Origin of the sequence: Microbacterium thalassium, assembly GCF_014208045.1 — a bacterium.
GTDB lineage: Bacteria > Actinomycetota > Actinomycetes > Actinomycetales > Microbacteriaceae > Microbacterium > Microbacterium thalassium.
Genome location: NZ_JACHML010000001.1, coordinates 2,323,213 through 2,346,406, shown reverse-complemented (window position 1 = coordinate 2,346,406; position 23,194 = coordinate 2,323,213). Strand labels below are relative to the sequence as shown.

Genomic DNA, 23,194 nt, shown 5'->3' with positions numbered 1-23,194 from the left:
CCCGTCAGTCACCGCTCGTGCGCTGACGGTCGATCCAGTCGTCGCGGAGCATCGACATGACGATCGCGTCGATGCGGATGCCGTCGAACGTGAACGCCTGCCGGCGCCGCCCCTCCTCGACGAACCCCGCCCGCCGGTACACGTGCCGCGCGCGGGGGTTGAAGTCGTACACCTCGAGCTCGATGCGGTTGAGATCGGTCGACCGGAACGCATGGTCCAGCAGCATCCGCGTCGCCTCGAGACCCAGGCCCTTACCGCGCCCGGCCGCGCCGATGAGGATGCGGAAGTTGCACGAGGCGTCGGGCTCGCTCCATTCGTTGAGCACGGCCTCGCCGACGCAGACCCCCGTGGCGCGGTCGACGATGGCGAGGTCGAGCCGGTCGGGCTGCGCCTCTCGCGTCTCGTACCACTGCTGCGTGCGGGCATCGAGCTCGTCGGACTGCGCGAGCGTCTCCGCCGTCGTGTGGACGCTCCCGGTGAGCTTCAGCACCTCGGCGTCAGCCAGGACGGGCCCCATCGCCGCGATGTCGCGCGGAGTGAACGGGCGGAGGAGCGCACGCTCGCCCTCGAGAGTCGGCTTGTCGAGGAACGGTGCTGGGCTCACACACCCAACCTAAGGCTCCCGCATCCGACCCGCGTGCGCGTGTGCGAGCTCCGTTCCCGGCACGACCCATCCTCGTGGGGACGGGTCGACCGGGGCGGAGCAGCCGGATATCGGCCTACTCGGGCGCGTACTTGAACGAGAGCTGGATCCGGGACCGGAACAGCAGGGTCCCGTCGTCGGCGATGGCGATGTCCTGCTTCGCCACCTCGGCGACGCGCAGGTCGTGCAGCGATCCACCGGCGGTGGTGATCGCCTCCCGCGCCGCCTCCTCCCAGGACGTTGCACTCGTGCCGACGACATCGATCACTCGGTAGACGCTCATCTCAACCCCTTTGTCGCTGGATGATGACGACTCCATCCTCCTCGCCGACGCGCACGCGGGAAAGGGGTGCACCTGCGGCGCTGGGCATAGCGCGCCGCCGTCTTGGGAGGAGGGGCACTGGCCGGGTTGACGTTCACCGGAGATTCACGTTCCTCGCGCTTCGCTCATGCCACACTCGCGTCATGCGCAGGCGCGAGTTCGCCTGGGGCATCCCGGTCTGGGGTGCGGCTCCTCTGGTCGGGACCCTGGCGGTCAGCGGTCCGATCAGTCAGTGGGACATGTCCGTCGGGTCTGCGGTCGGCGTGCTGGTCGGGTTGGCGGGCGCGTTCGCCCTGGCCGGCGCTGTTGTGTGGATGCCCGCCTCCGTCTGGCTCGAACGGGTGTCGCAATCGGTGCCGCGGTCGTCCTCGTCCTCGTTCTCGCCCCGGGGCACGCCACCTGGCCGCATGCGCTCAGCCCGATCTTTCGGATCGCCGGGACGGCAGCGGGAGCTTCCCTGGGCGGATGGTCAGTGGCGATCAGTGCGGCGGCGACGCGCGGGACACGTCGCCGCGCGGTGCAGACCTGATCCGTGAGCGGGCAGGAGGAAGCACCGCGCCCCGTCAATCCTCGATGCGGGAGTGCTCGCCCAGACGGTGCCACGTGCGGTTGTGGTAGACCAGGGCGTCGCCGGGTCCGCCGGGGTGGACGTCGCGCTCGATGTGGGATTGCAGTGCGTGGGCGGCGATGACCGTGGAGGTCCCGGCATCCATGCGATTGATGACGGCGCAGCGCACCCAGGCGCGGACATCGCGGTAGACCGGCTCACCGGTGGCCAACCGCGACCAGCGGTGCGTCTGGGTGAAGCGGTCGATGCCGCGGGTCGCGCCGAGCTTCGCGACGTCGAGGTCGTGCGCGTCGAGCAGGTGCACGACCACGGTATCGGCGCGCGAGAGCACGTCGGATGCCGACGACAGCGCCGAGATCGAGAAAATCAGCAGCGGCGGCTCGGCGCTCACCGATGAGACCGACGTCGCCGTCAGCGCGACGGGCCCATCACCGGCATCCGCCGTGATGACAGCGACACCCCCGGGGTGCCCGCGGAACAGGGCCTTGAACTCGTCGGGCGACAGCGAGGACGAGAAGACGTGCTCCGGTGCCTCGAGCGGGGTGGCGGCGGATGCCTGCGAGTCAGGTCTGCTCAACGGCCAGCTCCTCACGAATGATGTCGGTTCCCGCGCTGAGTGCGCTCAGCTTCTTCAGTGCAACGTCGCGAGGGAACGGAGCCATTCCGCAATTCGTGCTGGGGATGAGATTTTCCGCATCGACGAAGGTGAGCGCCTTCCGCAGGGTGTCGGCGACCTCTTCGGGGGTCTCGATCGCCTGGTTCGCCACGTCGATGGCCCCGAGCATCACCTTCTTGCCGCGGACGAGCTCGATGAGGTCCATCGGGACATGGGAGTGGTGGCACTCCAGCGAGACGATGTCGATGGTGGACTGCTGGAGCAGGGGGAACGACTCCTCGTACTGCCGCCACTGCGACCCGAGGGTCGCCTTCCAGTCGGTGTTCGCCTTGATCCCGTAGCCGTAGCAGATGTGCACGGCGGTCTCCGCCTTCAATCCTTCTGCCGCTCGTTCCAGCGCGGCGACCCCCCAGTCTTGGACCTCGTCGAAGAAGACGTTGAACGAGGGCTCGTCGAACTGGATGATGTCCACGCCCGCCGCCTCGAGTTCCTTCGCCTCCTGGTTGAGGATCGTCGCGAACTCCCACGCCAGCTTCTCGCGGCTCTTGTAGTGGGCGTCGTAGAGCGTGTCGACCATCGTCATCGGACCGGGGAGCGCCCACTTGATCGGGCGATCGGTGGACGCGCGCAGGAACGTCGCGTCGTCGACGAACACGGGCCGCTCGCGACTGACCGATCCGACGACGGTCGGCACGCTCGCGTCGTAGCGATCTCGGATCCGCACGGTCTCGCGCTGCTCGAAATCGACCCCGCTGAGGTGCTCGATGAACGTCGTGACGAAGTGCTGGCGGGTCTGCTCCCCGTCGCTCACGATGTCGATGCCGCGTCGGGTCTGCTCCTGCACGGCGACACGCAGCGCATCCTGCTTGCCCTCGACCAGCGCAGCGTCCTCGAGCTTCCAGGGGGACCAGAGGACTTCCGGCTGCGCGAGCCACGAAGGCTTCGGCAGGCTGCCGACGATCGAGGTCGGCAGGAGCGCGGGCGCGGTGGACGATTCCGCGGCGGTCATGCGACGCGGGCGGGGTAGCCGGCGGCCCACTGCTCGAGCACGTCCTTGTGCGGCTCGATGAAGTGCTCCTGGGTGTACTTGCCCTGCTGGACCGCGAGCTGACTGCGCTCGACGCGGTCGTAGTCGACCTGGGTGCGCGAGTAGTCCTGCGCCTCCAGGCTCGGCCGGTACACGTCTGCGGCGGCGGAGTTCGCGTTGTAGATCTCGGGGCGGTAGATCTTCTGGAACGTCTCCATGGTGCTGACCGTGCTGATGAGCTGCAGGTTCGAGTAGTCGTTGAGCAGGTCGCCGCGGAAGTAGAACGCGAGCGGCGCCACGGCGCCGCTGGGCATGAAGTAGCGGACCTGCAGGCCCATCTTCGCGAAGTACTCGTCGGTCAGCGAGAACTCCTCCTGCTGGTACTCGACGCCGAGGACGGGGTGGTGGTTCCCGGTCCGGTGGTACGTCTTGCTCGTCGACACGCTGATGCAGATCACGGGCTGCTTCGGGAAGTGCTCCCGGTATGCCGCGGAGTCGAGGAAGTGCTGGAACAGCTTGCCGTGCAGAACGCCGAAGTCCTGGGGGACGACGGGCTTGCCGGCGCCGCCGCCTGCCGCAGGCAGCAGCACGCTGAAGTCGAAGTCGCGTACATAGGACGAGAAGTTGTTCCCCACGATCCCGCGGTGGCGGATGCCGGTCCGCCGGTCGACGATCTGCGTGTCGAGGACTTCGAGCAGCGGGAACTGCTGATCCGTGCCCTCGGCCGTGAACTCCAGCTGCACGGAGACGATGTCGAGTTCGACGGCGTAGCGGTCCCGGGTCGGGTTGTCCCAATGCGCGAGATCGTTGAAGCGACGGTTGATCATCGTCAGGGCGTTGCGCAGGTTCTGCCGACGGTGCTCGCCCCTTGCGAGGTTGGCGAAGTTCGTCGTGATGCGGGAGCTCTCCGACGGCGAGTAGTCCTCGTCGAAGAGGGTGGTGGTGATGCTGAACGTGAACGCGTCCATAGTGGCCAATCCGGTGGGTCTAGGCCGGGATCGGCCGTTGAAAGGGGCTGCATCCATGGTGCAAGCGGTCGGCTGATATCGGGTAACTCGGCTCTTCTATGCGTTCATATAGGATTTGGCTATGTCTCAGGGGTCGAGCGGGCTGACGCTGCAGCAGCTGCGCTACTTCATCGAAGTCGCCGCGGAGGGGTCGATCTCCGCGGCCGCCGACGTGCTCTACGTCGCACAGCCGACCATGTCCGCGGCGATGAAGGACCTCGAGGCGCGGGTGGGCCGCGCGCTGCTGGTCCGCTCGGCCCGTGGAGTCACCCTCACCGCCGACGGCGCGGAGTTCCTCGGCTACGCGAGACAGGTGGTCGAGCAGGTGGAGCTCCTCGAGCAGCGCTACCTCGGCACGCCGCCGTCCCGGCGCCTGCTCGGAGTCTCGGCGCAGCACTACTCGTTCGCGGTGGATGCGTTCGTTCGGATGGTCAAGGCTGCGGATGCGGCCGAGTACGAGTTCGCGCTGCGGGAGACCCGCACGTGGGACATCATCGAGGATGTCCGGACGCTCCGCAGCGAGATCGGCATCCTCTACCGGAACGACTTCAACCGGAAGGTCATCGACAAGCTGCTCCGAGACTCGGGGCTGGCATTCCACCCGCTGTTCCTCGCCGAGCCGCACATCTTCATCGCCCGGAGCAACCCGCTCGCCTCTCGGGATCGCGCGACTCTCGCCGATCTCGCCGATGTGCCGCGGCTCACCTTCGACCAGGGTGCGAACAACTCGTTCTACTTCGCCGAGGAGATCCTCTCGACCCAGTCGAGCAAGCAGGAGATCCGAGTGTCCGACCGCGCGACGATCTTCAACCTCATGATCGGGCTCGGCGGCTACACGATCTCGACGGGCATCATCAGCGAAGAGCTCGACCCCGAGATCGTCGCCATCCCGCTCGAGGTCGACGAGCGCATCGAGATCGGCTGGATCGGTCACGCCTCGATCCCCCTCACCGAGCAGGCGGAGCGCTACCTCGCGGAAGTCCGAACTGTCGTCGCCGGGTTCGGCGTGGCGCTGCTCGGCTAGTGCAAGGCGCCCTGGCGCGGAATCGGCACCCCACGCCTCGATCCGGTCGAACCATCGGGTCATTCCGTGGCGAAGCCGCAGGTCTCCCGCCGTTCGCCGATGCCGGCGAGGTAGGTGTGCCATTCCTCGGCGCTGAGGTTCCGTCCGGCGACACGGCACACCTGTGCCAGCAGGTCTTCGCCGGCGAGGCTCCAGCGCACGATGCCGCGCTCTGTAGAGACGAACAGCGCCGTCCCATCAGCCGCCAGTGCGGCGGCGAGACCGGCGGTCGCAGGTGCGCTCACCGGGATGCCGAGCAGAGTTGAGGACTCGAGGTCGTATAGCGCGATGTCGTTCGACCATGTGGTGACGAGGAGCGTTCGCCCGTCGTGGCTGCTCTGGAGAGTCGAGATCCTCCCCGAGGGCGGAGTCGGCAACGCACCGACCTGGTCGAGATCCATGTCGAGTCTGACGATCCGGTCGTAGCCGCCGGCGATGATCTCCTGGTCGGAGGTGATTGTCGCGATGACGCTGTTGGGCCCGGTGCGCTGGGCGAGCACCTCGCCGGTAGAGGCGTCGAAGACCGTGAGCTGTGGGCCTTCGTCTCGGAAGTTGCCGGTCACCACCTGGGCGCCATCGGCTGTGGATGCCACCGAGACCGCTTGGGAGGCGGGACCGCCTGTGTCGAGGTCGGGTCCGATGGGTTCACCCGTGGTCGGATCCAGTTGACGTACGATCGGCAGGCCCGCGCGCATCTCGAACAGCACCTCGCCGGTGGCGTTCGTCGCGAATTGTGCCCACCATTCTGTTCCGGCGTAGAGGTCGCGGTCGTGTTCAGGGGCCGGCGTGACCGTCTGACTCTCCAGGTCGACGTAGTGCACCTCGCGCTCAGGCGAGACCGTCCGCAGGACACCGGCACCTGCCCAGTTCGCATCGAGGCCGAAGACCTCGTACGTGGCTCTCCCGGCCTCCATGTCCCAGACGGTGAAGGTCTGGGAGTCCACGGTCGACGGCCCGTCCCCGGTGAGGTCGACGGGTCTCTCGCCGGCGAGCAGGTAGCGGCCAGTGGGGCTGGGCGCCCGCGCAAGCCCGAGGCCGGACACGATGAGCGGTGACGACCCGACGGCGCCGGCCAGGTGCCATGTGCCGATGCTGTATCCGCCTGCGGTCATCATCACCACTCGAGATCCATCCGTGTCGACCCACATCTCTCCTGATGCGCCCGCCTGGTATGTCAGTGCCCGACCGGTGAGTTCTCCGGTATCGATGCGTCGCTCGACGACGTGGCCGTCGGGGTCGCCGCAGAACATCGTGCCCGTCGACGGGGAGAGGGCCAGGTATCCGCACTCGCGCGGGGTCGCCGCCTCCTTGTACCACTGCGTCTCTCCCGTCGAGGAGATCGAGACTGTGCCCGCGTCGCCGCTCGCGATGACCGATCCGTCTGCGAGCGGCAATACGCGCGAGTTCGCGGTCTGCTGCGGGATGGAGACCCGCCGGCTCGCTTCGCCGGACTCCACATCGACATGGACCAGTGCGCCGGTCCCGGTGCCGACGACCATGGTGCGTGAGTCGGCCGTGAAGCCCACGGCGCCGCGGTCCCAGGACACGGGTTCCGTGCCCGCGAGAGCGGTGAGCTCGCGGACCGATCCACCGAGGGTGTCGACGAGGACAAGAGTGCCGCTCTGGTGCACGTAGGCGGCGTGGAGCCCGTCGGGACTGAGTGCGAAGGATTCGATCTCCCGGTCCAGCAGCCTGGGCTGGCCGAGGAGTTCGCCGCTGCGCAGGTCGATGATGGAAAGCCAGCTGCCGATGTCCTCCGGGGCGGGTGGGTCGTCCGCCTGTGGTCTGACGACTGAGACGCTCACGGTCGCGATGCGCCCGTCGGCGCTCACGTGCACGAGCGGCTGACGTGCCCGCGACGACTGGCGCAGTTCGACGTCGAGCCGGCGCACGAGGTCACCGGTCGCGACGTTCCGGATCTCGGCGTGGATGTCGTCTCGTATGACCAGGGCGGTCTCGGTCCCGGGGATCATCGCCGCACCCATGAGCCGCTGGGTTCGCGGGATGTAGGCGTTGCTGACCTCGCCGGCGGGCGACATGAGGACTGCGAGCATCGCGCCGAGCGTACGGGCATCGTCCGGCCAGCGGCGGTACGACTCGGCGGCCAGCAGTGCGGCGACGACCGAGTCCGTATCGCGCAGTGCCGACGAGGTGCGGATCACTTCGCCGATCCTGGCGCTCTCGGCCGCTTCGGCTTCGGCCATGGCGCTGCGAATGGCGACGGCCCCGGTGACGAGCGCGATCACCGCGATGACGGCGACGGCGACGACGAGCAGCCGGAGTCGCCGGTTCCGATGCCGTTCCGCGGCGGCAGCAGCGGCGAGCATCCGGCTCTCGTCCGCCTCGTGAGCGGCGGATGCGTCGATGAACGCGGCCTCGGTCTCGGCGAGCGCGGGATCGGAGCGCTCGCGGAGATCGAGCATGGCGTGGAGACGCACGCCGCGAGCGAGGTCGTCGTCGGCGCGTCCCCCCGCGTCCCATGCCGCGGCGCCGGCCTCGATGTGGGCGAGGATTCCGAGGTCTTCGGCGCTGTCTTCGAGCCACGTGCGGAATCGGTCCCACGCGCTCGTGACCGCTTCGTGGACGAGTACTGCGGAGTCGCCCTCGATGGTCACGAGACGTGCGCGGATGAGCTGGTCGAAGAGCTGTCCGAGAGCGGGATCGTCGCGCAGCGGGTGTGCGCTGAGACGTCGACGGATGGCGAGTCCGTCCGGGGAGACGGTGACCAGGCGCAGGAGAGTCGATCGGCAGAGTTCGCGGTCGGTGGGGTCCAGGGTGGCGTAGAACCGTTCGGCGGTCTGTGCGATCGCACCGTCGATGCCGCCGGTCGCCTTGTAGCCGGCGACGGTGAGGACGGGTCCCTCGCGGTGCACCCACGTCTCTGCGAGCGCGTGCGAAAGATGCGGGAGGACGCCCGGCGCTCCGGCGGCGTCTCGCATCATGAGTTCGACGAGCCCCGGCTCGAGCCGGAGGCCGGCACGGAGCGCCGGTTCCTCGATCACGCGCCTGAGGTCGGGATCCGTCATCGGGGACACCACCATGACGCTCTCCGTCATGAGCGGACCCAGTGCGCGGTCGGCAGCGCAGCGATCCAGGAAGTCAGACCGAACGGTGAGGACGACCTGTCCGCCGGACCCTGCGAAGCGGGCGAGCAGCGCCGAGACTTGGGCGCCCGAACCGTCCCCGGCCTCGAGGACCTCTTCGAACTGATCCACGACGACGGTGTCCACTTGCCTGCCGCTGTCGTTCACGTCCCGCAACGCTTCCGCGAGCGCGGATCCCGGTGCGACGACCAGGACCCGGCGACCGCGGCGCCGCAATGACGGCACGACGCCCGCACGCGCAAGGGATGACTTGCCCGACCCGGAGGCGCCGGTCACCACCAGGAATCCGGCTGCGTCGAGTCGGCGGACCGCTGCGGCGATCTCGGCCTCCCGTCCGAAGAAGTCATCGGCGTCAGCCGGCTGGTATGCCGCGAGTCCACGGTACGGGCAATCGGCGCGTGCGGGGAGTGCCCCGGGTTCCGTCTCGAGTCTCTTGTCATGCCGGAGGATCGCGGACTCTAGGTCGCCGATCGCCGGGCCCGGGTCGATGCCGAGCTCCTCCGCGAGCCGCTCGCGTGCCGATCGGAGGACGGACAGCGCGTCGGCCTGCCTTCCCGCCCGGTAGGAGGCGAGCGCGAGAAGAGCCCAGCGTGACTCACGCAGCGGTTCATCCCGCAGAAGGCTCTCCGCCTCTGAGATGACGCCGACGGAATCGCCGGCGTCGAGTCGCGCGTGGAGGATCTCCTCGCTTGCCTCGATCTGGAGATTCTCGAGATCGATCGCTGCCGCCATCGCCTCTGGCCACGCCACCAGCTCCTCGTAGGGACGGCCGCGCCAGAGATCGAGAGCCCGCCGGTACGTCGCGACCGCCCGGTCGGGCTCGCCCATCGTGTGCTGCTTGCGGGCGCGCGACACGAGCGACTCGAAGAGGCGCGCGTCGACCTCGTCCGGATCGATATCGAGATGGTAGCCCGAAGCAGTCGTCACAATGCGTCGCGGCCCGACCGCTCTGCGCACCCTCGCGATCGACGCATGGATCTGCTTGTTCCATGTTGCGGGCCGCTCCGACTCGGGCCAGACGATCTCCGCGAGATCCTGCGTCGAGAGGGGCCGCCCGCTTCGTACGACGAGCGCCGCAATCACCGCCAACTCCCTGGGATGCAGCGCCGCACCCTCGACGCGCGTCGCCCCCAGGACGTCGATAGCCATGGCGCCATGTTCGACCTCGGCACATGGCCGGTCAACCCCCTCCGAACCGGGCACATGCAATCCGCATACCCAGCCGCGCTAGACACATGCCCGTAGGGACGAACCTGGAAACAGGGCGTTGAATCCGGTTCCCAACCGAGAGAGCGCAGAGGGGGTCGCCATGACCTACGTCGGCTCACTGAAGCGCGAAGCTCCCGCCGACCGCCGCGGAGGATCCGGGCACGCGCGCGAACTCGCCGATCTCCGCCGACGTGCGTACGGTCCTGGAGTCGACGTTGATGGGCCCCTGGATCAAGTCGGGCGAGCGCGCCTCGCCGCCCTTGAGGCGATCGTGCGAGAACAGCGGGGCCACGCCCCCGGTGGCGGCGACGGCGAAGACAATGCGGCAGACTTCCCTGCGCCCCAGACCATCGATCCACCGGCCGCAACGGCGACGGCACTCGCCCGCACCGGCGCGCCGCACCCGCACGAGCGGTCGGGGCGACGGCAACGCTCTGACATGGCGCCCAAGCACCGAGCCAGAGTCGTCTCGACTTTGCTGCTCGGGCTGGCGGTCGGACTCATCGCCGGGCTCGGGCTTCCCGCAGCGGCTGCGCCCCGCCCCGCCATCATCCTCGCCGAGACCGATGTCATGCCGGACCCGACATGGGAGATGTACTTGAGCAACCGCGACGTGGCCGTCGAGTCGATGCAGGCGCACGAGATGCTCTACGACGTGCTCATGGTCTGGACCGCGACCGCAGAGCATGGCCGGACATGCCTCTTGACCGGGCACGCACGCCTGACGGGGCTCTCCCTGGACGTATGCACCGCCGGCGACCGGGCGCCCACCTTCGACCTGGTCGTCACAGACCACCTCCGAGACCTATTCGACGAGCAGCACGCGACAGGAACGGTCCTCCGCCTGGTCGGACGGGACAACGCGGTGGAGGTCTTTGTCCTCGAACCACACGATCACAGGTCTGGAGGCCCATCATGATCCCAGCACGGCGACTTCTGGCCACGAGTCTGCTCGGGGCGACGATCGCAGCAGGCGTGTCAGGCTGCGCGGCCGGGCCATCGATCACGCAGGAGCAGTTCATCGAGGATGCCGACGCGATCTGCGCCGATGCCAACGCTGCGATCGAGGCGCTGGAATGGCAGACGAGCGACGCGGACACAGATGAGAACAAGCAGCTCTACCTCGACGAAGTCCTGCCGCGGATCCGACAGATGGTCGCGGACATCAGAGACCTCGGCTATCCGGCGGGTGACGAGGAGGCACTGGCAGCGATCTTCGATGACACCACCGCGATACTCGACGATCTCGCCGGTGCCGACCCCAGCGAGATCGGCAGCGGCGCGGACCCGTTTGCGGATGTCACTCAGCGAATGTCCGCGTACGGGCTCATCGAATGCGCGGGCTGACCCTCGCGAGCACGACGGGGGCAACACCGGCAGTCCATGCACATGGTTCCCTTCCGGCTCGATCGGTTGGCGGGCGACCTGCAAGACCCGCGCGGGCGTCGGACGGGGGCGTCCCGTCCGCCTACGACGAGAGCAGCTCCCGCCGCACCGCAGCGGCGCTCCACCGTCCGAGGATGGCGCCCGCGACGGTGTCCGAGATGTGGTGCTGGCCCCGGTAGACCCGCGAGAACGCGATCGCTCCGGGAATCCCGTACCGGAGGAGGGGCCCGAGAACCCGCGCGCCACGGACGCCGTGGTGCTCGAGCAGGTCGGCGAGGGCACCGTGGAGCGCGAAGGCCGCCGCCGTGTGCCCGGAGGGGAACGACGACGTCGCGTGCGGCTGCTCCGGGCGCCACACTCGCTCGGGTCGCGGCCGTCCCACGAGCGCTGCGGATGCCACGAAGCACGCTGTCTCGAGGGCGAGCGCCGATGCGGGGGCGACCGCTGAGCGCCGGTCGCGCGTCAGCATCCAGGTGACGCCGCACCAGATCGCCCCGTTCACGATGGTCTGCGGCACACCGGAGTACCACGAAAGCGGCTCGGTGACGCGGTCGATCGGGTCGCGTGGCCCCGTCGAATCAGCGGCGCGGGTCGCGACGGCGGTATCGCCGTCGACCGGCCGGTGGCCGAACGCGCCCTGGAGCGCGCGCACGGCCCGGTCCTCGCGTGGGTCGTCGCCGCCGAGGAGCCGTATCGCCCGCCCCGCAGCGGCGAGGACGGCGATGGCGCCGAGCCCCGGCAGGACGACACCTCGGAGCAACGGCATGCCCGCACTCTAGTGGTGCTGCATGGATGGGAGCGGGTCGGCGCGCGCAAGCCGGGCTGTCACAGGCACCGGTGGGGGCTCAGAGATCGAGGAAGTCGCCGAGCCAGGTCCGGACCGCTGTGAGGCACTCGGTCGACACCTCACCCGCGATCCCGGTGACCCTGTCACGAGCGAGCGTGCGAGGCTGTTCGGTCATGATCCACGACGGCCGATCCAGCCCGCTCCGGCCATCCACCGGGACGTGGTTCGGCCAGCCGCGGTCGGTCGTGGTGATCGGCAACGCGATGACGAGAGTCGTCACCGCGTCCAGGTAGCCCGCTGACGAGACGACCAGCACCGGGCGATGGCCGCCCTGCTCACGACCGCGGACCGGCTCGAGTGCCGCCCAGGCGACAACACCCGGAGCGAGGTCCGGCGCGGTCACGACGCGTCAGTCAGTTCGGTGCGCTCCCAGTCGGCAGTCTCCTCTGCATGCGACTCGGCGTCCGAACCGGCTGAAGCGCTGATCGCGGACTTCAGCAGGTGGAGGCGCCACCGTCGGTCCTCGGCATCCGCGAGCTGCGCAAGGTGCGCGCCGAGCGTGAGGCCGTCACGCGCGGCTTGCGCCTTGAGCCGGTCGCGGAGTTCGTCGCTGACCTTGATGGTCGTAGTCATACCCGGAGTATACCGCCGTCGATCGGGGCGTGCTCGTCGCGCTGAGATCCGGCATCGACCATGGAGGCGGTGGTGCTTGATGCGGGGGCGGTCCCGGGGCGCCAAGGTCCCGTGAGCGGGCCGGGAGCTCCACGTAGGGTGGGGGAGTGAGCAGCATCCGCTATGTGGCCATCGGAGACTCCTTCACGGAAGGCGTGGGCGACAATCTTCCCGACGGCCGTGTGCGCGGGTGGGCGGATCTGGTGGCCCAGGGATGGGCCGACGCCACGGGCGAGCCGGTCGACTACGCGAATCTCGCGATCCGCGGCAAGCTCGTGTGGCCGATCGTCGATCAGCAGCTCGAGCCCGCGCTGGCGCTGAAGCCGACACATCTGTCGTTCAACGGCGGCGGCAACGACATGCTTCGCCCGCGGACGAGCATCGCGAAGGTCACCACCGCCTTCGAACGCGTCCTCAAGCGCTGCGACGACGAGGGCGTTCAGCTGATCGTGCTGTCGGGCGCCAACCCGTCGCCGCAGCTTCCGCTCAGCCGCGTGATCCAGCGACGCGGCGACCAGCTCTCGGCAGCCGTCGAAGAGGTGCTCCGTGACCGCCCGGACGTCATCCGGGCCTTCAACTGGCCCGACCGCGAGCTGTCGACGCCCCCGTACTGGTCGGAGGACCGCCTGCACATGAACCTGCGTGGGCACCACCGCGTCGCCGCGAGGGTGCTGACGGCAGTGGGCTTCGAGCCGCCGACCGAGTGGTGGACGCTGCCGGAGCTCGATGCCCGGGCGGTGCGCACCGCGTCGTACTATCGCGACCACGTCGGGCCGTGGGTGCGGCGACGCCTGACGGGCACATCATCCGGGGACGGGCGCGAGCCGAAGTACGGCCAGTGGCATCAGGTCGCGCCGGGCGTGCGCACCTCGTAGACCAGCTCGGCGAACTGGCCTGCCTGATGCACCTCGGCCAGCCGCAGCCGATCGGACTCGAGCCGGCGGGGGAGGAGCGGCCTGCCTGCGACCAGGGTCACGGGCGCGACGCTCACGCGGATCTCGTCGAGCAGTCCGGCGTCGGCGAACTGACCCACGAGGTCTCCGCCGCCGACCAGCCACACCGCCCTGTCGCCCGCCGCCGCGGCGATCTCGGGCCACGTGTCCTCGACGGCGCCCGAGCGGACCCGGATGTCGGTGCCCGCGGGGACATCCTGCTCGCGGGTCGACAGCACGAACGACGGCCGGTCGCCGTACATCTCGTGCCACAGCTGCGGACGCTCCAGCAGGCGCTCGTGGGCGACCACCCACTCGTACGTCGTCGAGCCCATCACGAAGGTGCCGACGCCTGCGAGGAAGTCCGCGAAGCCGCTCTCGGCAGCATCCGCTCCCGGAACGGCGAACAGCCACTCCAGCGAATCCGTGTCATCGGCGAGGAAGCCGTTGAGGGTCGTCGCGGTGTTGAAGATCACGCGCGGGCGGGATGCGTCCATGGCCCCACCGTACGCGCGGGCGCCGACGGTGTCAGAGGGCGCCGGCGCGGACAAGCGCTGAGCGGGCGCGTTCCGCCCCGGCTCGCGCCGCCTCCGGTGGACCGGCGCTGTCCGCTGCGGCCGCGATGTACCCCGCCGCGAAGGCGTCTCCCGCCCCCGTCGTGTCGACGATGCCCGCTACGGGCGGAACGGGCACAGCTTCGACGCGCCCCTTCGAATGGACCAGTACCGGGTCGGCGCCGCGCTTGACCACGAACGTCCCGTCGACCCGGAGACCCTCCACCTCGACCCACGATGCTTCGTCCGCGTTGGCGAAGACGGCGGCCGGCCGCAGGGCCTTCAGCGCCTCGGCGACTCTCGACGGTCCGAGCGCGCGCAGCGTCGTGACGCTGGAAAGGTCGACGCTCACCGGCACGCCGTCGGGAAGAGCGGCCACCGCGGCGGCGATCGCCCGCCACGACACCGGCGTCGACATGCCGTACAGAGGCACGTGCAGCCAGCGCGCACCGTCGAGCCACACAGGGTCGACGTCCTCGAGCTCGGCCGCCGCACCGCGGTCGGTGATCATGGTTCGCTCGCCCTGCTCATCCACCACGATGACGATGGCGCCGGTGCGTCCGGCCCGCTGCACCCGCACGTCGACGCCCGTGCGCGCGAGCTCCTCGGTCAGGGTGCGTCCGAGCACGTCGTCGCCCACACGGCCGATGAAGCGCGCGGGAACGCCGTCTGCGGCGACGGCGGCCGCGACGTTGGCGGCGCTTCCACCGCGCGTCAGCGCGACCTGCGCCGTGTTGTCGGTTCCGCTCTCGAGCTCTCCGACGCCGAGCGCCACGACATCCGCGATGAGGTCCCCGAGGACGACGATCACCCGCGCGACTCCGCGACGGCGCGGGCGATCTGCGCCCCGAGATCGACGTTGCCGCGGTAGACGGCAACGTTCACGTCGAGGCTGCGGCCGCCGGTCTCACGCTGCATGAAGTCGAGCAGGAAGGGTGTCATGTCGTGCCCGGTCACGCCCGCCTCGGCGGCGGCGGCGAGGGCCTGCGCGAGCACCCGATCGTGCAGGGCGGGCGACAGCTGCTCGGCCTCGTCCACGGGATTCGCAACCAGGATCGACGACCCGATCGCCAGTTCGTCGCGGGCCGCGACCATGCGGGCGATCTCGGCGGGGGAGTCGACCGCGTACTCGATGTCGTAGCCGGAATCGGCGATGTAGAAGCCGGGATAGTCGGTCGTCCGGTACCCGACGACGACGAGGCCGAGGGTCTCGAGACGCTCGAGCGTCAGCGGGATGTCGAGGATCGACTTCACGCCGGCGCTCACCACGACAAGCGGCAGGGCGGCGAGCGACGGGAGGTCGGCGGACTCGTCGAACGTGTCGGGAGCGTCCCGGTGGACACCGCCGAGACCTCCGGTGGAGAACACGCGGATGCCGGCGAGGTGCGCGAGGTGCGCCGTGGCGGCGACCGTCGTGCCCGCGCTCAATCCCTTCGCGACCGTGACCGGCAGGTCGCGCACGCTCGCCTTCACGACCGCGTCGTCGGTCGACATCCGCTCGATCTCGTCGACGCTCAGGCCCACCGTCGGGCGTCCGTCGACGACGCCGATCGTCGCCGGCACGACTCCCGCCTCCCGCACGCGGCGGTCCGCGTCGAGGGCCACCTCCAGGTTCCGCGGACGGGGGAGCCCGTGCGTGAAGATCGTGGATTCGAGGGCGAGGACGGGGATGCCGTCGGCGACCGCCGCCCGCACCTCGTCGGCGACATGGACGCTGCTCATGAGTGCATCCTGCCGCAACCGCATCCGTCGGCACGAACCCTGCCGGATCACAGGCGCGCCCGCGTTGTCAACCCCCGGCGGTGATCTCCCGACCGGCTGGCATCCTGCTGTGCGGCGCACACGAGCGCCCCAGCCCAGGGGAGCACACCCGCAGCCCCGGAAAGGAACCTCGCATGAGCATCGGAACCGGAATCGTCCTGTTCGTCATCGGAGCCATCCTCGCGTTCGCCGTGAACGTCGACCTCGAGTGGATCAACCTCGACCTGATCGGGTACATCCTGATGGGCGCCGGTGTCATCGTCTTCCTCATCGGGATCGTCCTGATGGTCCGCCGCCGCCAGAGCGAGACCGTCACGCGCACCCAGGTCGACCCGGCGAGCAACGAGCGCGTCACGCGCCAGTCCACCAGCACCACGGACGACACCGCCGGCCTCTGAGCCACACGAGACCCTCCACGGGGCGGGACCGGTCGATGAACCGGTCCCGCCCCTCTCGTCCGCCCGGACGCGACTAGAGTTCCCGCGTGGTCGACTTCGAGATGACGCGCATCGCCGGGGGAGAGGTGACGCTGCACGACGCCCGCCGCCGCACGCGACGCGTCGTGCGGCTCGAGCCGTTCGAGATCGGCGTCTACCCGGTCACCGAAGAGCAGGTCGCCGAGGTCCTGGGCGTCGCCGCGCGGCATCCGGACCGACCGGCGACCGACGTCAGCTGGCTGCGCGCCGTCCACTTCTGCAACGCGGCGTCGGAGTGGGAGGGGCTCGACCCCGCGTACGGGTTCGAGGGCGAGGAGGTCACGTGGCACGTCGACGCCGACGGCTTCCGCCTGCCGACCGAGGCCGAGTGGGAGTTCGCGTGCCGCGCCGGCTCCACCGGGCCGCACTACGGGCCGCTTACCGAGGTCGCCTGGACCGCGGCCGACGGCGTCACGTCGCCGCAGCCGGTCGGCGGCAGGATGCCGAACCTCAACGGCGCCTTCGACATGCTCGGCAACGTGTGGGAGTGGTGCTGGGATCTCCTCGACCCGGCCCGCTACGACGAGTACCGCGTCTTCCGCGGGGGCGGGTTCGCCGACGACGCGTGGAGCGTCCGGGCGTCGACGCGCCGCGGCGGCGCTCCGCGCATGCACCACGAGGACGTCGGCCTGCGGCTCGCGCGCGGCGGGTTCGACACCACGGATGCCGCACAGGGCTGGTCTGCGGCAGCCGACCGCGAGCGGGCCGCGATCGACGCACCGCTGCCGCCCGGGTGGACGCCCCGGTCGCGCTGAGCCATCGGACGGACGTCGGCCGACCGCGCGGGCCACCGGGCGACGACGTCCGTCGATATGATGACTTCATCATGCCATTCAGCAACGCACAGCGGCCGCTCTACGAAGTCAAGGCGAACCTCTTCAAGGGGCTCGCGCATCCCTTCCGCATCCGCATCCTGGAGCTCCTCTCCGCCGCGGCCGAGGTGAGTGTCGCAGACCTGCAGCTCGAGACCGGTCTCGAGGCCTCGCACCTGTCGCAGCACCTGGCGGTTCTGCGGCGTCACCGACTGGTCATGTCGGAGCGGCGGGGGAGCCACGTCTACTACCGGCTCGCGAACCGGGACGTCGCCGCGCTCCTGGCGGTCGCCCGCAGGCTTCTGATCGACCTGCTGCAGAGCGACACGGGGCTGCTCGCGGACGCGGCTTCACTCCCGGAGATCCCCGTCGGCGCGGGTTCGGCACGGTGACGGACACCACCGCACCGTCGGCCGTCCGCAGGATGGCGACGCATCTGCGCAGCCTGCTGCCTTCCGCGGATGACTACCGCTCCGCGAAGCGGACATGGCGCCGCGATCTGATCGCGGGGCTCACGGTCGGGATCGTGGCCCTTCCGCTCGCTCTCGGGTTCGGGATCTCGTCGGGCGCCGGAGCCGAGGCGGGCCTCATCACGGCGATCGTCGCGGGGGTCGTCGCCGCCGTCTTCGGGGGCTCGAACGTACAGGTCTCGGGACCGACCGGCGCCATGGTGGTCGTGCTCGCGCCCATCGTCGCTACCCACGGCCTGGGCGCGGTCGCGCTCGTGAGCGTCATGGCCGGCATCCTCGTCCTCGCGGCGGGCGCGACGCGGCTGGGCCGCGCGGTGTCGTTCATCCCGTGGCCGGTGATCGAAGGGTTCACCCTCGGCATCGCCGTCATCATCTTCCTGCAGCAGGTCCCCGCCCTCACGAGCCCCGGGGTGCACGGCGCGTCGCACACGAACGTCGCGGTCGAGGCGGGGGAGTCCCTGATCGGCGCCGACCCGACGTATCTGCTGTGGTCGCTCGGCGCCGTCGCGATCGTGGCGGCGTGCATGCTCCTGCTGCCGAAGCTGCACCCGGCGATCCCGGGGTCGCTGGTGGGCATCGTCGTCGTGACGCTGGTGTCACTGATCCTTCCGTCGCCGCTGCGCGTGATCGGCGATCTGCCGCACAGCCTGCCCGCACCCGCGGTTCCCGCGTGGGACCTCTCGACCCTCTCCGCCCTGGCGCTGCCGGCCGTCACGGTCGCGGCGCTGGCGGCGATCGAATCCCTGCTCTCGGCGCGGGTCGCGGCGTCCCTCGCCGACACCGGCCCCTACAACCCCGATCGGGAGCTCGTGGGGCAGGGCCTCGCCTCGGTCGCGGCGGGGCTGTTCGGCGGCATGCCCGCGACCGGCGCGATAGCCCGCACCGCGGTGAACGTCCGGGCAGGCGGCCGGACGCGCATCGCCGCCGTCACGCATGCGGTCGTGCTGCTCGTCGTGGTGCTCGCGGTCGCGCAGCCGGTGGGAATGATCCCGCTCGCGGCGCTGTCGGCGGTCCTCATGGTGACCGCCGTTCGCATGGTTCATGTGGCGACGGTGTCGTCGATCCTGCGGTCGACGAAGGCGGATGCCGCGGCCTTCGTGATCACCGCGATCGTCACCGTCTCGGTCGACCTGATCGTCGCCGTCGTGATCGGCATCGCGGTCGCCGGTGTCTTCGCGATCCGGAATCTCGCGGGGGCGACCGGCGTGCACCGCGAGCCGATCGCCGGGGAGCCGCATCCCGGCGACGAGCGGATCGCCATCGTGCGCCTGGACGGACCACTGTTCTTCGCGGCGGCCGACCGTGTCGCCGACGAGGTCACCTCGCTCGGGGGAGTGTCGGTCGTGATCCTGCGGATGTCTCAGCTCGAACTCGTCGACGCCACCGGCGCCCGCATCCTCACCGAGATCGTGCAGCGTCTCGAGCGCGACGGCGTCACCGTGCTGATCAAGGGCGTCCGCGAAGGCCATGAGGAGCTCTTCCGCACCGTCGGAGTCCTCGACGCGCTACGCCACCACAAGCACCTGTTCGCGACGCTCCCCGACGCGATCGCGCACGCGCGCAGCCACATCGAGCGCGAGTCCGCCTGACCGGGCCGTCGGATAAGGAGCCCGGCGCGCGTGCATCGCCAGCGGGATATGGTGGCGCCAGGCGGCGCACGTTCGCCGTCACCCTCCTCGAAGGCGGAACGATGACCGATCTCCCCGTCGCCTCGCCGTGGTTCCGCGTCACGCCGATCGACGGCACGATCACGCGCATCGAGGAGCCGTGCGCCGACCCGTGGGTCTCGGCGAACAGCTGGCATGTGCGCGGAAGCGAATTCGATGTCGTGTTCGACACCGGCCTGGGAGTGCAGTCGCTGCGCGACGAGCTGGTGTCGCGGTTCGGGCGGGAACCCGTGGCGATCCTGTCTCACGCCCACCTCGACCACATGGGGTCCGCCCACGAGTTCGCCGAATGCTGGGCGCACGAGCGGGAACCGACCGAGGAAACCGGTCGGGGAACGCTTTCCGGCAGTCGGCTGCTGCAGATCCTCGGCACCGAAGCGATCGGCGAGGACGGGCCTGCCGAGGTCATGCTGACGGCGCTTCCGCATGAGGGCTACGACATCGACGGATACGAACTGCGCCCTGTGCGCCCGACACGGCGCCTGCGGGATGGCGACCGGATCGATCTGGGGGAGCGGACCCTGACGGTGCTGCACCTTCCGGGTCATACTCCCGGGAGTATCGGCCTCCACGACGAGGGGAGCCGGATCCTCTTCACCGGCGACGTCGTCTACGAGCCGATCGAGGACCTGCTCGACGACCTCGGCGGCAGCGACGTCGGGCAGTATCGCGCGAGCATGCGCCGGCTCGCGGGACTCGACGTCGACATCGTGCACCCGGGCCACGGCGAGAGCTTCAGCGGCGAGCGTCTGAGAGAACTCGTCGCCGAGTACCTCCGGTAGACGTCCTCCGCCACGCATCCGATCACCGTGCAGGAGGGGAGCGCACGGCGCCCCTCTGCGAGGGCGCATCGCGCGTGCGCTCAACGTGAGTTGACATAATGTGCATTATCGGCAATTCATATCCCACCCGGCGACCAGGCCCCGACCGGCGGCATCCGCTTCATGAGCACCCGCGCTCACATCGCCGATGCGACGTCCGTACGACGCACGGCGCAGATGCCCGACCGCGGGCTTCTAGGCTCGACTCATGCTCGCTTCGCTCACCGGCTTCGTCGTGGTGGGCCTGGCGATCCTCGTGGGCTATGTCCTCGGCCGCATCGATCTGCTCGGCGAGCACGCACGTCCCGTCCTGGCGCGGCTGACGTTCTTCGTCCTGTCGCCCTTCCTGCTGTTCGTGGTCCTCGCAGAGGCCGACGTGCGCACTCTCTTCTCGGCGCTGCTGCCGGTCTCGTTCATCGCAGCCGTCGCGGTGTTCGTCGTGTACGTCCTGTTCGCGCGCTTCGTGTGGCGTCGCCCCCTCGGCGACGTGGTCATCGGCACGCTCAGCGCCGGTCAGGTGAACTCGAACAACATCGGCATCCCGCTCTCGCTCTACCTGCTCGGCAGCGCGGCCTACCCGGCGCCGGTGATCCTGATGCAGCTGCTCGTGTTCACCCCCATCACGATGGCCGTGCTCGACGCGGTCGCGTTCGGCCGCTCGTCGTTCGGGCGCACCGTCCGGCGGACCCTCACGAACCCGATCGTCATCGGCTCGGCGCTCGGCACGGTCGTCTCGATCAGCGGCATCGAACTCGCGCCGATCGTGATCGAGCCGCTGCGCCTGGTCGCCGACGCCTGTGTGCCCGTGCTGCTCATCAGCTACGGCATGTCGCTCTACGGCCAGCGCGTGCTCGGGCCGAGCGGCCGTCGCCGCGACATCATGCTGGCCACGGCGCTGAAGCTCATCGGGATGCCTCTGGTGGCGTGGGCGGTCGCCGAGTTCGTCTTCGGCATGTCACCGCACGAGGTCCTGGTCGTCACAGTGCTGGCGGCGCTGCCGACCGCGCAGAACGTCTTCAACTACTCGCAGCGCTACGACGTCGGCGAGACGATCGCACGCGACACCGTCTTCCTCACGACGATCGGCTGCGTGCCGGTGATCCTCGCGCTGACGCTGCTCCTGGGCTGAGACCGCTCCACACCGAGCCCTGTCCCGACGCAGACGCACCCCGCGCAACACGGGACTTTGTTCCCCCGCTCCCCTGCCGCCCACCACTAGAATCCAGGTGTCCCCATTCCCAGGGAACTCACAGAAAGGACCTCCATGTCCACCGAAGCTTCGGCTGAGAAGTCCGCAGTCAACGCAGTCCGGACCGCTCTCGGCATCGGCGGTGTGCTCGCCGCCATCATCGGCATCCTGATTCTCGTGTGGCCCGGCAAGACCGCCATGGTCGTCACGGCGATCATCGCGATCTATGCCATCGCGGCCGGCCTGGTCTACGCCGGGCTCGGCATCTTCTCGAAGACGAAGGGGGGATGGTCGCGCGTCGGCCACATCGCCCTCGGCGTGCTGTTCATCATCGCCGGCGTCGTCGCGTTCCTGAACCTCAGCCAGACCACCGCGTGGCTCGCGATCTTCCTCGGCATCCTCGTCGGCATCATGTGGATCATCGAGGGCGTGGTCGCACTGTCGACCCTCGGCGACGCGTCGTCGAAGGGCTGGACGATCTTCTTCGCGATCCTCAGCATCGTCGCCGGCATCGTGCTGCTGTTCTCGCCGATCTGGGGCGCGGTCGTGCTGTGGTGGCTGCTGGGCATCTCGCTGATCATCCTCGGCATCATCCAGATCGTCCGCGCGTTCACGTTCGGCAAGAACGCCTGACGAACGACGAAGCCCCGGGGGTCGAGGCGGATTCTAGGAGTCCTCGCAACACCTGATGGCCTATGTGGTTGTCAGTAGATCACGCAGACGCTCGGCTGGGGTATCCCAGCCGAGCGTTTTGCGTGGCCGGCCGTTGAGTTCCTGGGCGACGTGTTCGAGGTCTTCGGGTCCGTAGACGGTCAGGTCGGTGCCCTTGGGGAAGTACTGCCGCAGCAGGCCGTTGGTGTTCTCGTTCGATCCGCGCTGCCAGGGCGAGTGCGGGTCGCAGAAGTAGACCGGGACATCGGTCGCGACGGTGAACTGCTTGTGCGCGGCCATCTCGCTGCCCTGATCCCAGGTCAGCGACCCCCGCAGATGAGGGGGCAGGGTGCCGATCAGCGGGACGAGCACGTCTCGGACTTGTTCGGCGGTGTGACCGGCGGGCAGGTGGCCGAGCAGGACGTATCTCGTGGTGCGTTCGACGAGGGTCACGATCGCGGATTGCGATCCGGTGCCGACGATCAGGTCTCCTTCCCAGTGTCCGGGAACGGCGCGGTCTTCGACCTCGGCGGGACGGTCGGAGATCATCACCATCGGGTCCGTGAACCGCGGCGTGCGCTGCTCCGGGTGACGGTGTGGTTTGCGGCGGGTGCGGCCGGTGCGCAGCGCGTCGGCGATCTCGCGGCGCAGACCGCCTCGGGCTTGGACGTAGATCGCCTGGTAGATCGTCTCGGTGCTCACGCGCATGCTCTCGTCGTCGGGGAACTCCTTGACCAGAGCGTGGCAGATTTGCTCCGGCGACCAGTGCACTCCGAGCTTGCCGGAGACGTACTCGCGCAGCGGACCGGGTGCGGCGAGCTTGGAGCGCTTGGGGCGACCGCGACGCTTGACCCAGGTCCGGTGCGCGGCGTGCGGTCGGTAGACGCCGCCCACCGAGTAGGCGTCGAGCTCCCGTTTGATCGTCGACGCCGGCCGGCCCAGCTGCCTGCCGATCGCTCGCAACGACAGGTGCTGCCGGTGTAGATCCGCGATCGTCTCCCGCTCCACGATCGTCAGGAACCGCGGGTGCAACTCCGCCTCCACCGCAGCCAGCGAGGGCATCGAACCGGATGTGTTGAAACTGGTCACACCCGTCTTGTAGTCGATGCGCCGCCCATCAGGGTAGAGGCGCGTGTGGTTGATGCTCCGGATCCCTTTGTCCCAGTCCTCCGCGGTCCGCTCATGCACCCCGACCCGGGCGGCGGCATCGCGCCGTCGCACCCCGTTGGCGCGGAGCTGCTCGTACACCGCCCGCCCTGGATGCCCCAACCTGCCGGGCTTGCCACGCCCGCGAATCCCCGCCGTCCGCGCCCAGCCATACGCGGTGTTCCGGTTCACCCCGACCGCTCGCGCGGCCTCCGTGATATTGCCCAGCTCACGATCCAACGCCTCGAAGAAGCGCTCCTTCAACTCCCCGAAATCCACGATCCCCGCAACTCCCTGAAATCCAGGGTGTT

The 23,194-nt window shown here is 69.4% G+C and carries 24 protein-coding genes; 11 read left to right on the top strand and 13 right to left on the bottom strand.

All coding sequences use genetic code 11. The features are described 5' to 3' along the window. Positions 1-4: 4 nt before the first annotated feature. The 5 genes from HD594_RS10785 to HD594_RS10765 all read right to left on the bottom strand — a co-directional run bounded on the left by HD594_RS10785 (position 5) and on the right by HD594_RS10765 (position 4,144). The gene (locus tag HD594_RS10785) at positions 5-604 is read right to left on the bottom strand and encodes a GNAT family N-acetyltransferase (protein WP_271171196.1); all 600 of its coding nucleotides are present in this window, start codon (positions 602-604) and stop codon (positions 5-7) included. A gap of 115 nt (positions 605-719) precedes the next feature. Further along, a complete protein-coding gene (locus HD594_RS10780) occupies positions 720-926 on the bottom strand; it encodes a dodecin family protein (protein ID WP_184750966.1) in 207 nt (68 codons plus the stop codon). A gap of 602 nt (positions 927-1,528) precedes the next feature. Continuing rightward, entirely contained in the window at positions 1,529-2,110 is a 582-nt protein-coding gene (locus HD594_RS10775; protein WP_184750965.1) for a flavin reductase family protein, read from the bottom strand. Further along, the gene (locus HD594_RS10770; protein WP_184750964.1) at positions 2,097-3,158 is read right to left on the bottom strand and encodes a methionine synthase; all 1,062 of its coding nucleotides are present in this window, start codon (positions 3,156-3,158) and stop codon (positions 2,097-2,099) included. The genes HD594_RS10775 and HD594_RS10770 overlap by 14 nt, the downstream gene beginning before the upstream one ends. Beyond that, complete coding sequence (locus HD594_RS10765) at positions 3,155-4,144, bottom strand: DUF1852 domain-containing protein (protein WP_184750963.1); 990 nt, start codon at positions 4,142-4,144, stop codon at positions 3,155-3,157. Before HD594_RS10765 ends, HD594_RS10770 begins: the two co-directional genes overlap by 4 nt. A 121-nt stretch (positions 4,145-4,265) precedes the next feature. On the opposite strand from HD594_RS10765, the gene HD594_RS10760 reads away from it, so the two are divergent. Further along, positions 4,266-5,207: a LysR family transcriptional regulator gene (locus HD594_RS10760; protein ID WP_184750962.1), complete on the top strand. Its 942-nt coding sequence runs from the start codon at positions 4,266-4,268 to the stop codon at positions 5,205-5,207. Between the two features lie 59 nt (positions 5,208-5,266). Here the strand turns inward: HD594_RS10760 and HD594_RS10755 are convergent, their stop codons facing one another. Further along, positions 5,267-9,499, bottom strand: a complete 4,233-nt coding sequence (locus HD594_RS10755; RefSeq protein ID WP_184750961.1) for an nSTAND1 domain-containing NTPase — start codon at positions 9,497-9,499, stop codon at positions 5,267-5,269. A 160-nt stretch (positions 9,500-9,659) separates the two neighbouring features. Between HD594_RS10755 and HD594_RS10750 the strand changes: the two genes are divergently transcribed. After that, entirely contained in the window at positions 9,660-10,478 is an 819-nt protein-coding gene (locus HD594_RS10750) for a hypothetical protein (protein WP_184750960.1), read from the top strand. After that, on the top strand, positions 10,475-10,906 hold the full coding sequence (locus HD594_RS10745) for a hypothetical protein (RefSeq protein WP_184750959.1): 432 nt from the start codon (positions 10,475-10,477) through the stop codon (positions 10,904-10,906). Before HD594_RS10750 ends, HD594_RS10745 begins: the two co-directional genes overlap by 4 nt. A gap of 121 nt (positions 10,907-11,027) precedes the next feature. On the opposite strand, the gene HD594_RS10740 is transcribed toward HD594_RS10745, so the two are convergent. From HD594_RS10740 to HD594_RS10730, 3 genes are all read right to left on the bottom strand, one after another. Then, on the bottom strand, positions 11,028-11,711 hold the full coding sequence (locus HD594_RS10740) for a phosphatase PAP2 family protein (RefSeq protein WP_184750958.1): 684 nt from the start codon (positions 11,709-11,711) through the stop codon (positions 11,028-11,030). A 79-nt stretch (positions 11,712-11,790) separates the two neighbouring features. After that, positions 11,791-12,135, bottom strand: coding sequence for a type II toxin-antitoxin system PemK/MazF family toxin (locus HD594_RS10735; RefSeq protein WP_184750957.1), 345 nt, complete (start codon positions 12,133-12,135; stop codon positions 11,791-11,793). Continuing rightward, entirely contained in the window at positions 12,132-12,470 is a 339-nt protein-coding gene (locus HD594_RS10730; RefSeq protein ID WP_420827206.1) for a ribbon-helix-helix protein, read from the bottom strand. The genes HD594_RS10735 and HD594_RS10730 overlap by 4 nt, the downstream gene beginning before the upstream one ends. Positions 12,471-12,511: 41 nt before the next feature. On the opposite strand from HD594_RS10730, the gene HD594_RS10725 reads away from it, so the two are divergent. Continuing rightward, the gene (locus tag HD594_RS10725; protein WP_184750955.1) at positions 12,512-13,279 is read left to right on the top strand and encodes an SGNH/GDSL hydrolase family protein; all 768 of its coding nucleotides are present in this window, start codon (positions 12,512-12,514) and stop codon (positions 13,277-13,279) included. Here the strand turns inward: HD594_RS10725 and HD594_RS10720 are convergent. From HD594_RS10720 to HD594_RS10710, 3 genes are read right to left on the bottom strand one after another with little or no spacing between them, the layout of a single operon-like run. Beyond that, entirely contained in the window at positions 13,249-13,833 is a 585-nt protein-coding gene (locus HD594_RS10720) for a dihydrofolate reductase family protein (protein WP_184750954.1), read from the bottom strand. The two genes, HD594_RS10725 and HD594_RS10720, sit on opposite strands and share 31 nt — an antisense overlap. A gap of 31 nt (positions 13,834-13,864) precedes the next feature. After that, a complete protein-coding gene (locus HD594_RS10715) occupies positions 13,865-14,701 on the bottom strand; it encodes a carbohydrate kinase family protein (protein WP_184750953.1) in 837 nt (278 codons plus the stop codon). Continuing rightward, positions 14,698-15,612, bottom strand: a complete 915-nt coding sequence (locus tag HD594_RS10710; protein ID WP_184750952.1) for a pseudouridine-5'-phosphate glycosidase — start codon at positions 15,610-15,612, stop codon at positions 14,698-14,700. Before HD594_RS10710 ends, HD594_RS10715 begins: the two co-directional genes overlap by 4 nt. A 173-nt stretch (positions 15,613-15,785) precedes the next feature. On the opposite strand from HD594_RS10710, the gene HD594_RS10705 reads away from it, so the two are divergent. The 7 genes from HD594_RS10705 (at position 15,786) to HD594_RS10675 (ending at position 21,719) form a co-directional block, all read left to right on the top strand. Beyond that, positions 15,786-16,049, top strand: coding sequence for a DUF6458 family protein (locus HD594_RS10705; protein ID WP_184750951.1), 264 nt, complete (start codon positions 15,786-15,788; stop codon positions 16,047-16,049). 101 nt (positions 16,050-16,150) lie between these two features. Next, on the top strand, positions 16,151-16,882 hold the full coding sequence (locus HD594_RS10700) for a formylglycine-generating enzyme family protein (protein ID WP_184752781.1): 732 nt from the start codon (positions 16,151-16,153) through the stop codon (positions 16,880-16,882). 71 nt (positions 16,883-16,953) lie between these two features. Then, positions 16,954-17,331, top strand: a complete 378-nt coding sequence (locus HD594_RS10695; protein ID WP_184750950.1) for an ArsR/SmtB family transcription factor — start codon at positions 16,954-16,956, stop codon at positions 17,329-17,331. Between the two features lie 32 nt (positions 17,332-17,363). Beyond that, positions 17,364-18,998, top strand: a complete 1,635-nt coding sequence (locus HD594_RS10690) for a SulP family inorganic anion transporter (protein ID WP_184752779.1) — start codon at positions 17,364-17,366, stop codon at positions 18,996-18,998. A gap of 101 nt (positions 18,999-19,099) precedes the next feature. Beyond that, the gene (locus tag HD594_RS10685) at positions 19,100-19,858 is read left to right on the top strand and encodes an MBL fold metallo-hydrolase (protein WP_184750949.1); all 759 of its coding nucleotides are present in this window, start codon (positions 19,100-19,102) and stop codon (positions 19,856-19,858) included. A gap of 247 nt (positions 19,859-20,105) precedes the next feature. Further along, entirely contained in the window at positions 20,106-21,026 is a 921-nt protein-coding gene (locus HD594_RS10680) for an AEC family transporter (protein ID WP_184750948.1), read from the top strand. Positions 21,027-21,161: 135 nt separating this feature from the next. Then, entirely contained in the window at positions 21,162-21,719 is a 558-nt protein-coding gene (locus tag HD594_RS10675; protein ID WP_184750947.1) for an HdeD family acid-resistance protein, read from the top strand. A 60-nt stretch (positions 21,720-21,779) separates the two neighbouring features. Here the strand turns inward: HD594_RS10675 and HD594_RS10670 are convergent, their stop codons facing one another. Next, entirely contained in the window at positions 21,780-22,958 is a 1,179-nt protein-coding gene (locus HD594_RS10670; RefSeq protein WP_184752777.1) for an IS30 family transposase, read from the bottom strand. Positions 22,959-23,194 lie beyond the last annotated feature (236 nt).

Bases quoted from the DNA above. Each gene is read 5' to 3' on its own strand.
- HD594_RS10780 (WP_184750966.1), bottom strand. From the start codon at position 926: ATGAGCGTCTACCGAGTGATCGATGTCGTCGGCACGAGTGCAACGTCC.
- HD594_RS10770 (WP_184750964.1), bottom strand. From the start codon at position 3,158: ATGACCGCCGCGGAATCGTCCACCGCGCCCGCGCTCCTGCCGACCTCG.
- HD594_RS10765 (WP_184750963.1), bottom strand. From the start codon at position 4,144: ATGGACGCGTTCACGTTCAGCATCACCACCACCCTCTTCGACGAGGAC.
- HD594_RS10760 (WP_184750962.1), top strand. From the start codon at position 4,266: ATGTCTCAGGGGTCGAGCGGGCTGACGCTGCAGCAGCTGCGCTACTTC.
- HD594_RS10755 (WP_184750961.1), bottom strand. From the start codon at position 9,499: ATGGCTATCGACGTCCTGGGGGCGACGCGCGTCGAGGGTGCGGCGCTG.
- HD594_RS10750 (WP_184750960.1), top strand. From the start codon at position 9,660: ATGACCTACGTCGGCTCACTGAAGCGCGAAGCTCCCGCCGACCGCCGC.
- HD594_RS10745 (WP_184750959.1), top strand. From the start codon at position 10,475: ATGATCCCAGCACGGCGACTTCTGGCCACGAGTCTGCTCGGGGCGACG.
- HD594_RS10740 (WP_184750958.1), bottom strand. From the start codon at position 11,711: ATGCCGTTGCTCCGAGGTGTCGTCCTGCCGGGGCTCGGCGCCATCGCC.
- HD594_RS10720 (WP_184750954.1), bottom strand. From the start codon at position 13,833: ATGGACGCATCCCGCCCGCGCGTGATCTTCAACACCGCGACGACCCTC.
- HD594_RS10710 (WP_184750952.1), bottom strand. From the start codon at position 15,612: ATGAGCAGCGTCCATGTCGCCGACGAGGTGCGGGCGGCGGTCGCCGAC.
- HD594_RS10705 (WP_184750951.1), top strand. From the start codon at position 15,786: ATGAGCATCGGAACCGGAATCGTCCTGTTCGTCATCGGAGCCATCCTC.
- HD594_RS10700 (WP_184752781.1), top strand. From the start codon at position 16,151: ATGACGCGCATCGCCGGGGGAGAGGTGACGCTGCACGACGCCCGCCGC.
- HD594_RS10695 (WP_184750950.1), top strand. From the start codon at position 16,954: ATGCCATTCAGCAACGCACAGCGGCCGCTCTACGAAGTCAAGGCGAAC.
- HD594_RS10690 (WP_184752779.1), top strand. From the start codon at position 17,364: ATGGCGACGCATCTGCGCAGCCTGCTGCCTTCCGCGGATGACTACCGC.
- HD594_RS10685 (WP_184750949.1), top strand. From the start codon at position 19,100: ATGACCGATCTCCCCGTCGCCTCGCCGTGGTTCCGCGTCACGCCGATC.
- HD594_RS10680 (WP_184750948.1), top strand. From the start codon at position 20,106: ATGCTCGCTTCGCTCACCGGCTTCGTCGTGGTGGGCCTGGCGATCCTC.
- HD594_RS10675 (WP_184750947.1), top strand. From the start codon at position 21,162: ATGTCCACCGAAGCTTCGGCTGAGAAGTCCGCAGTCAACGCAGTCCGG.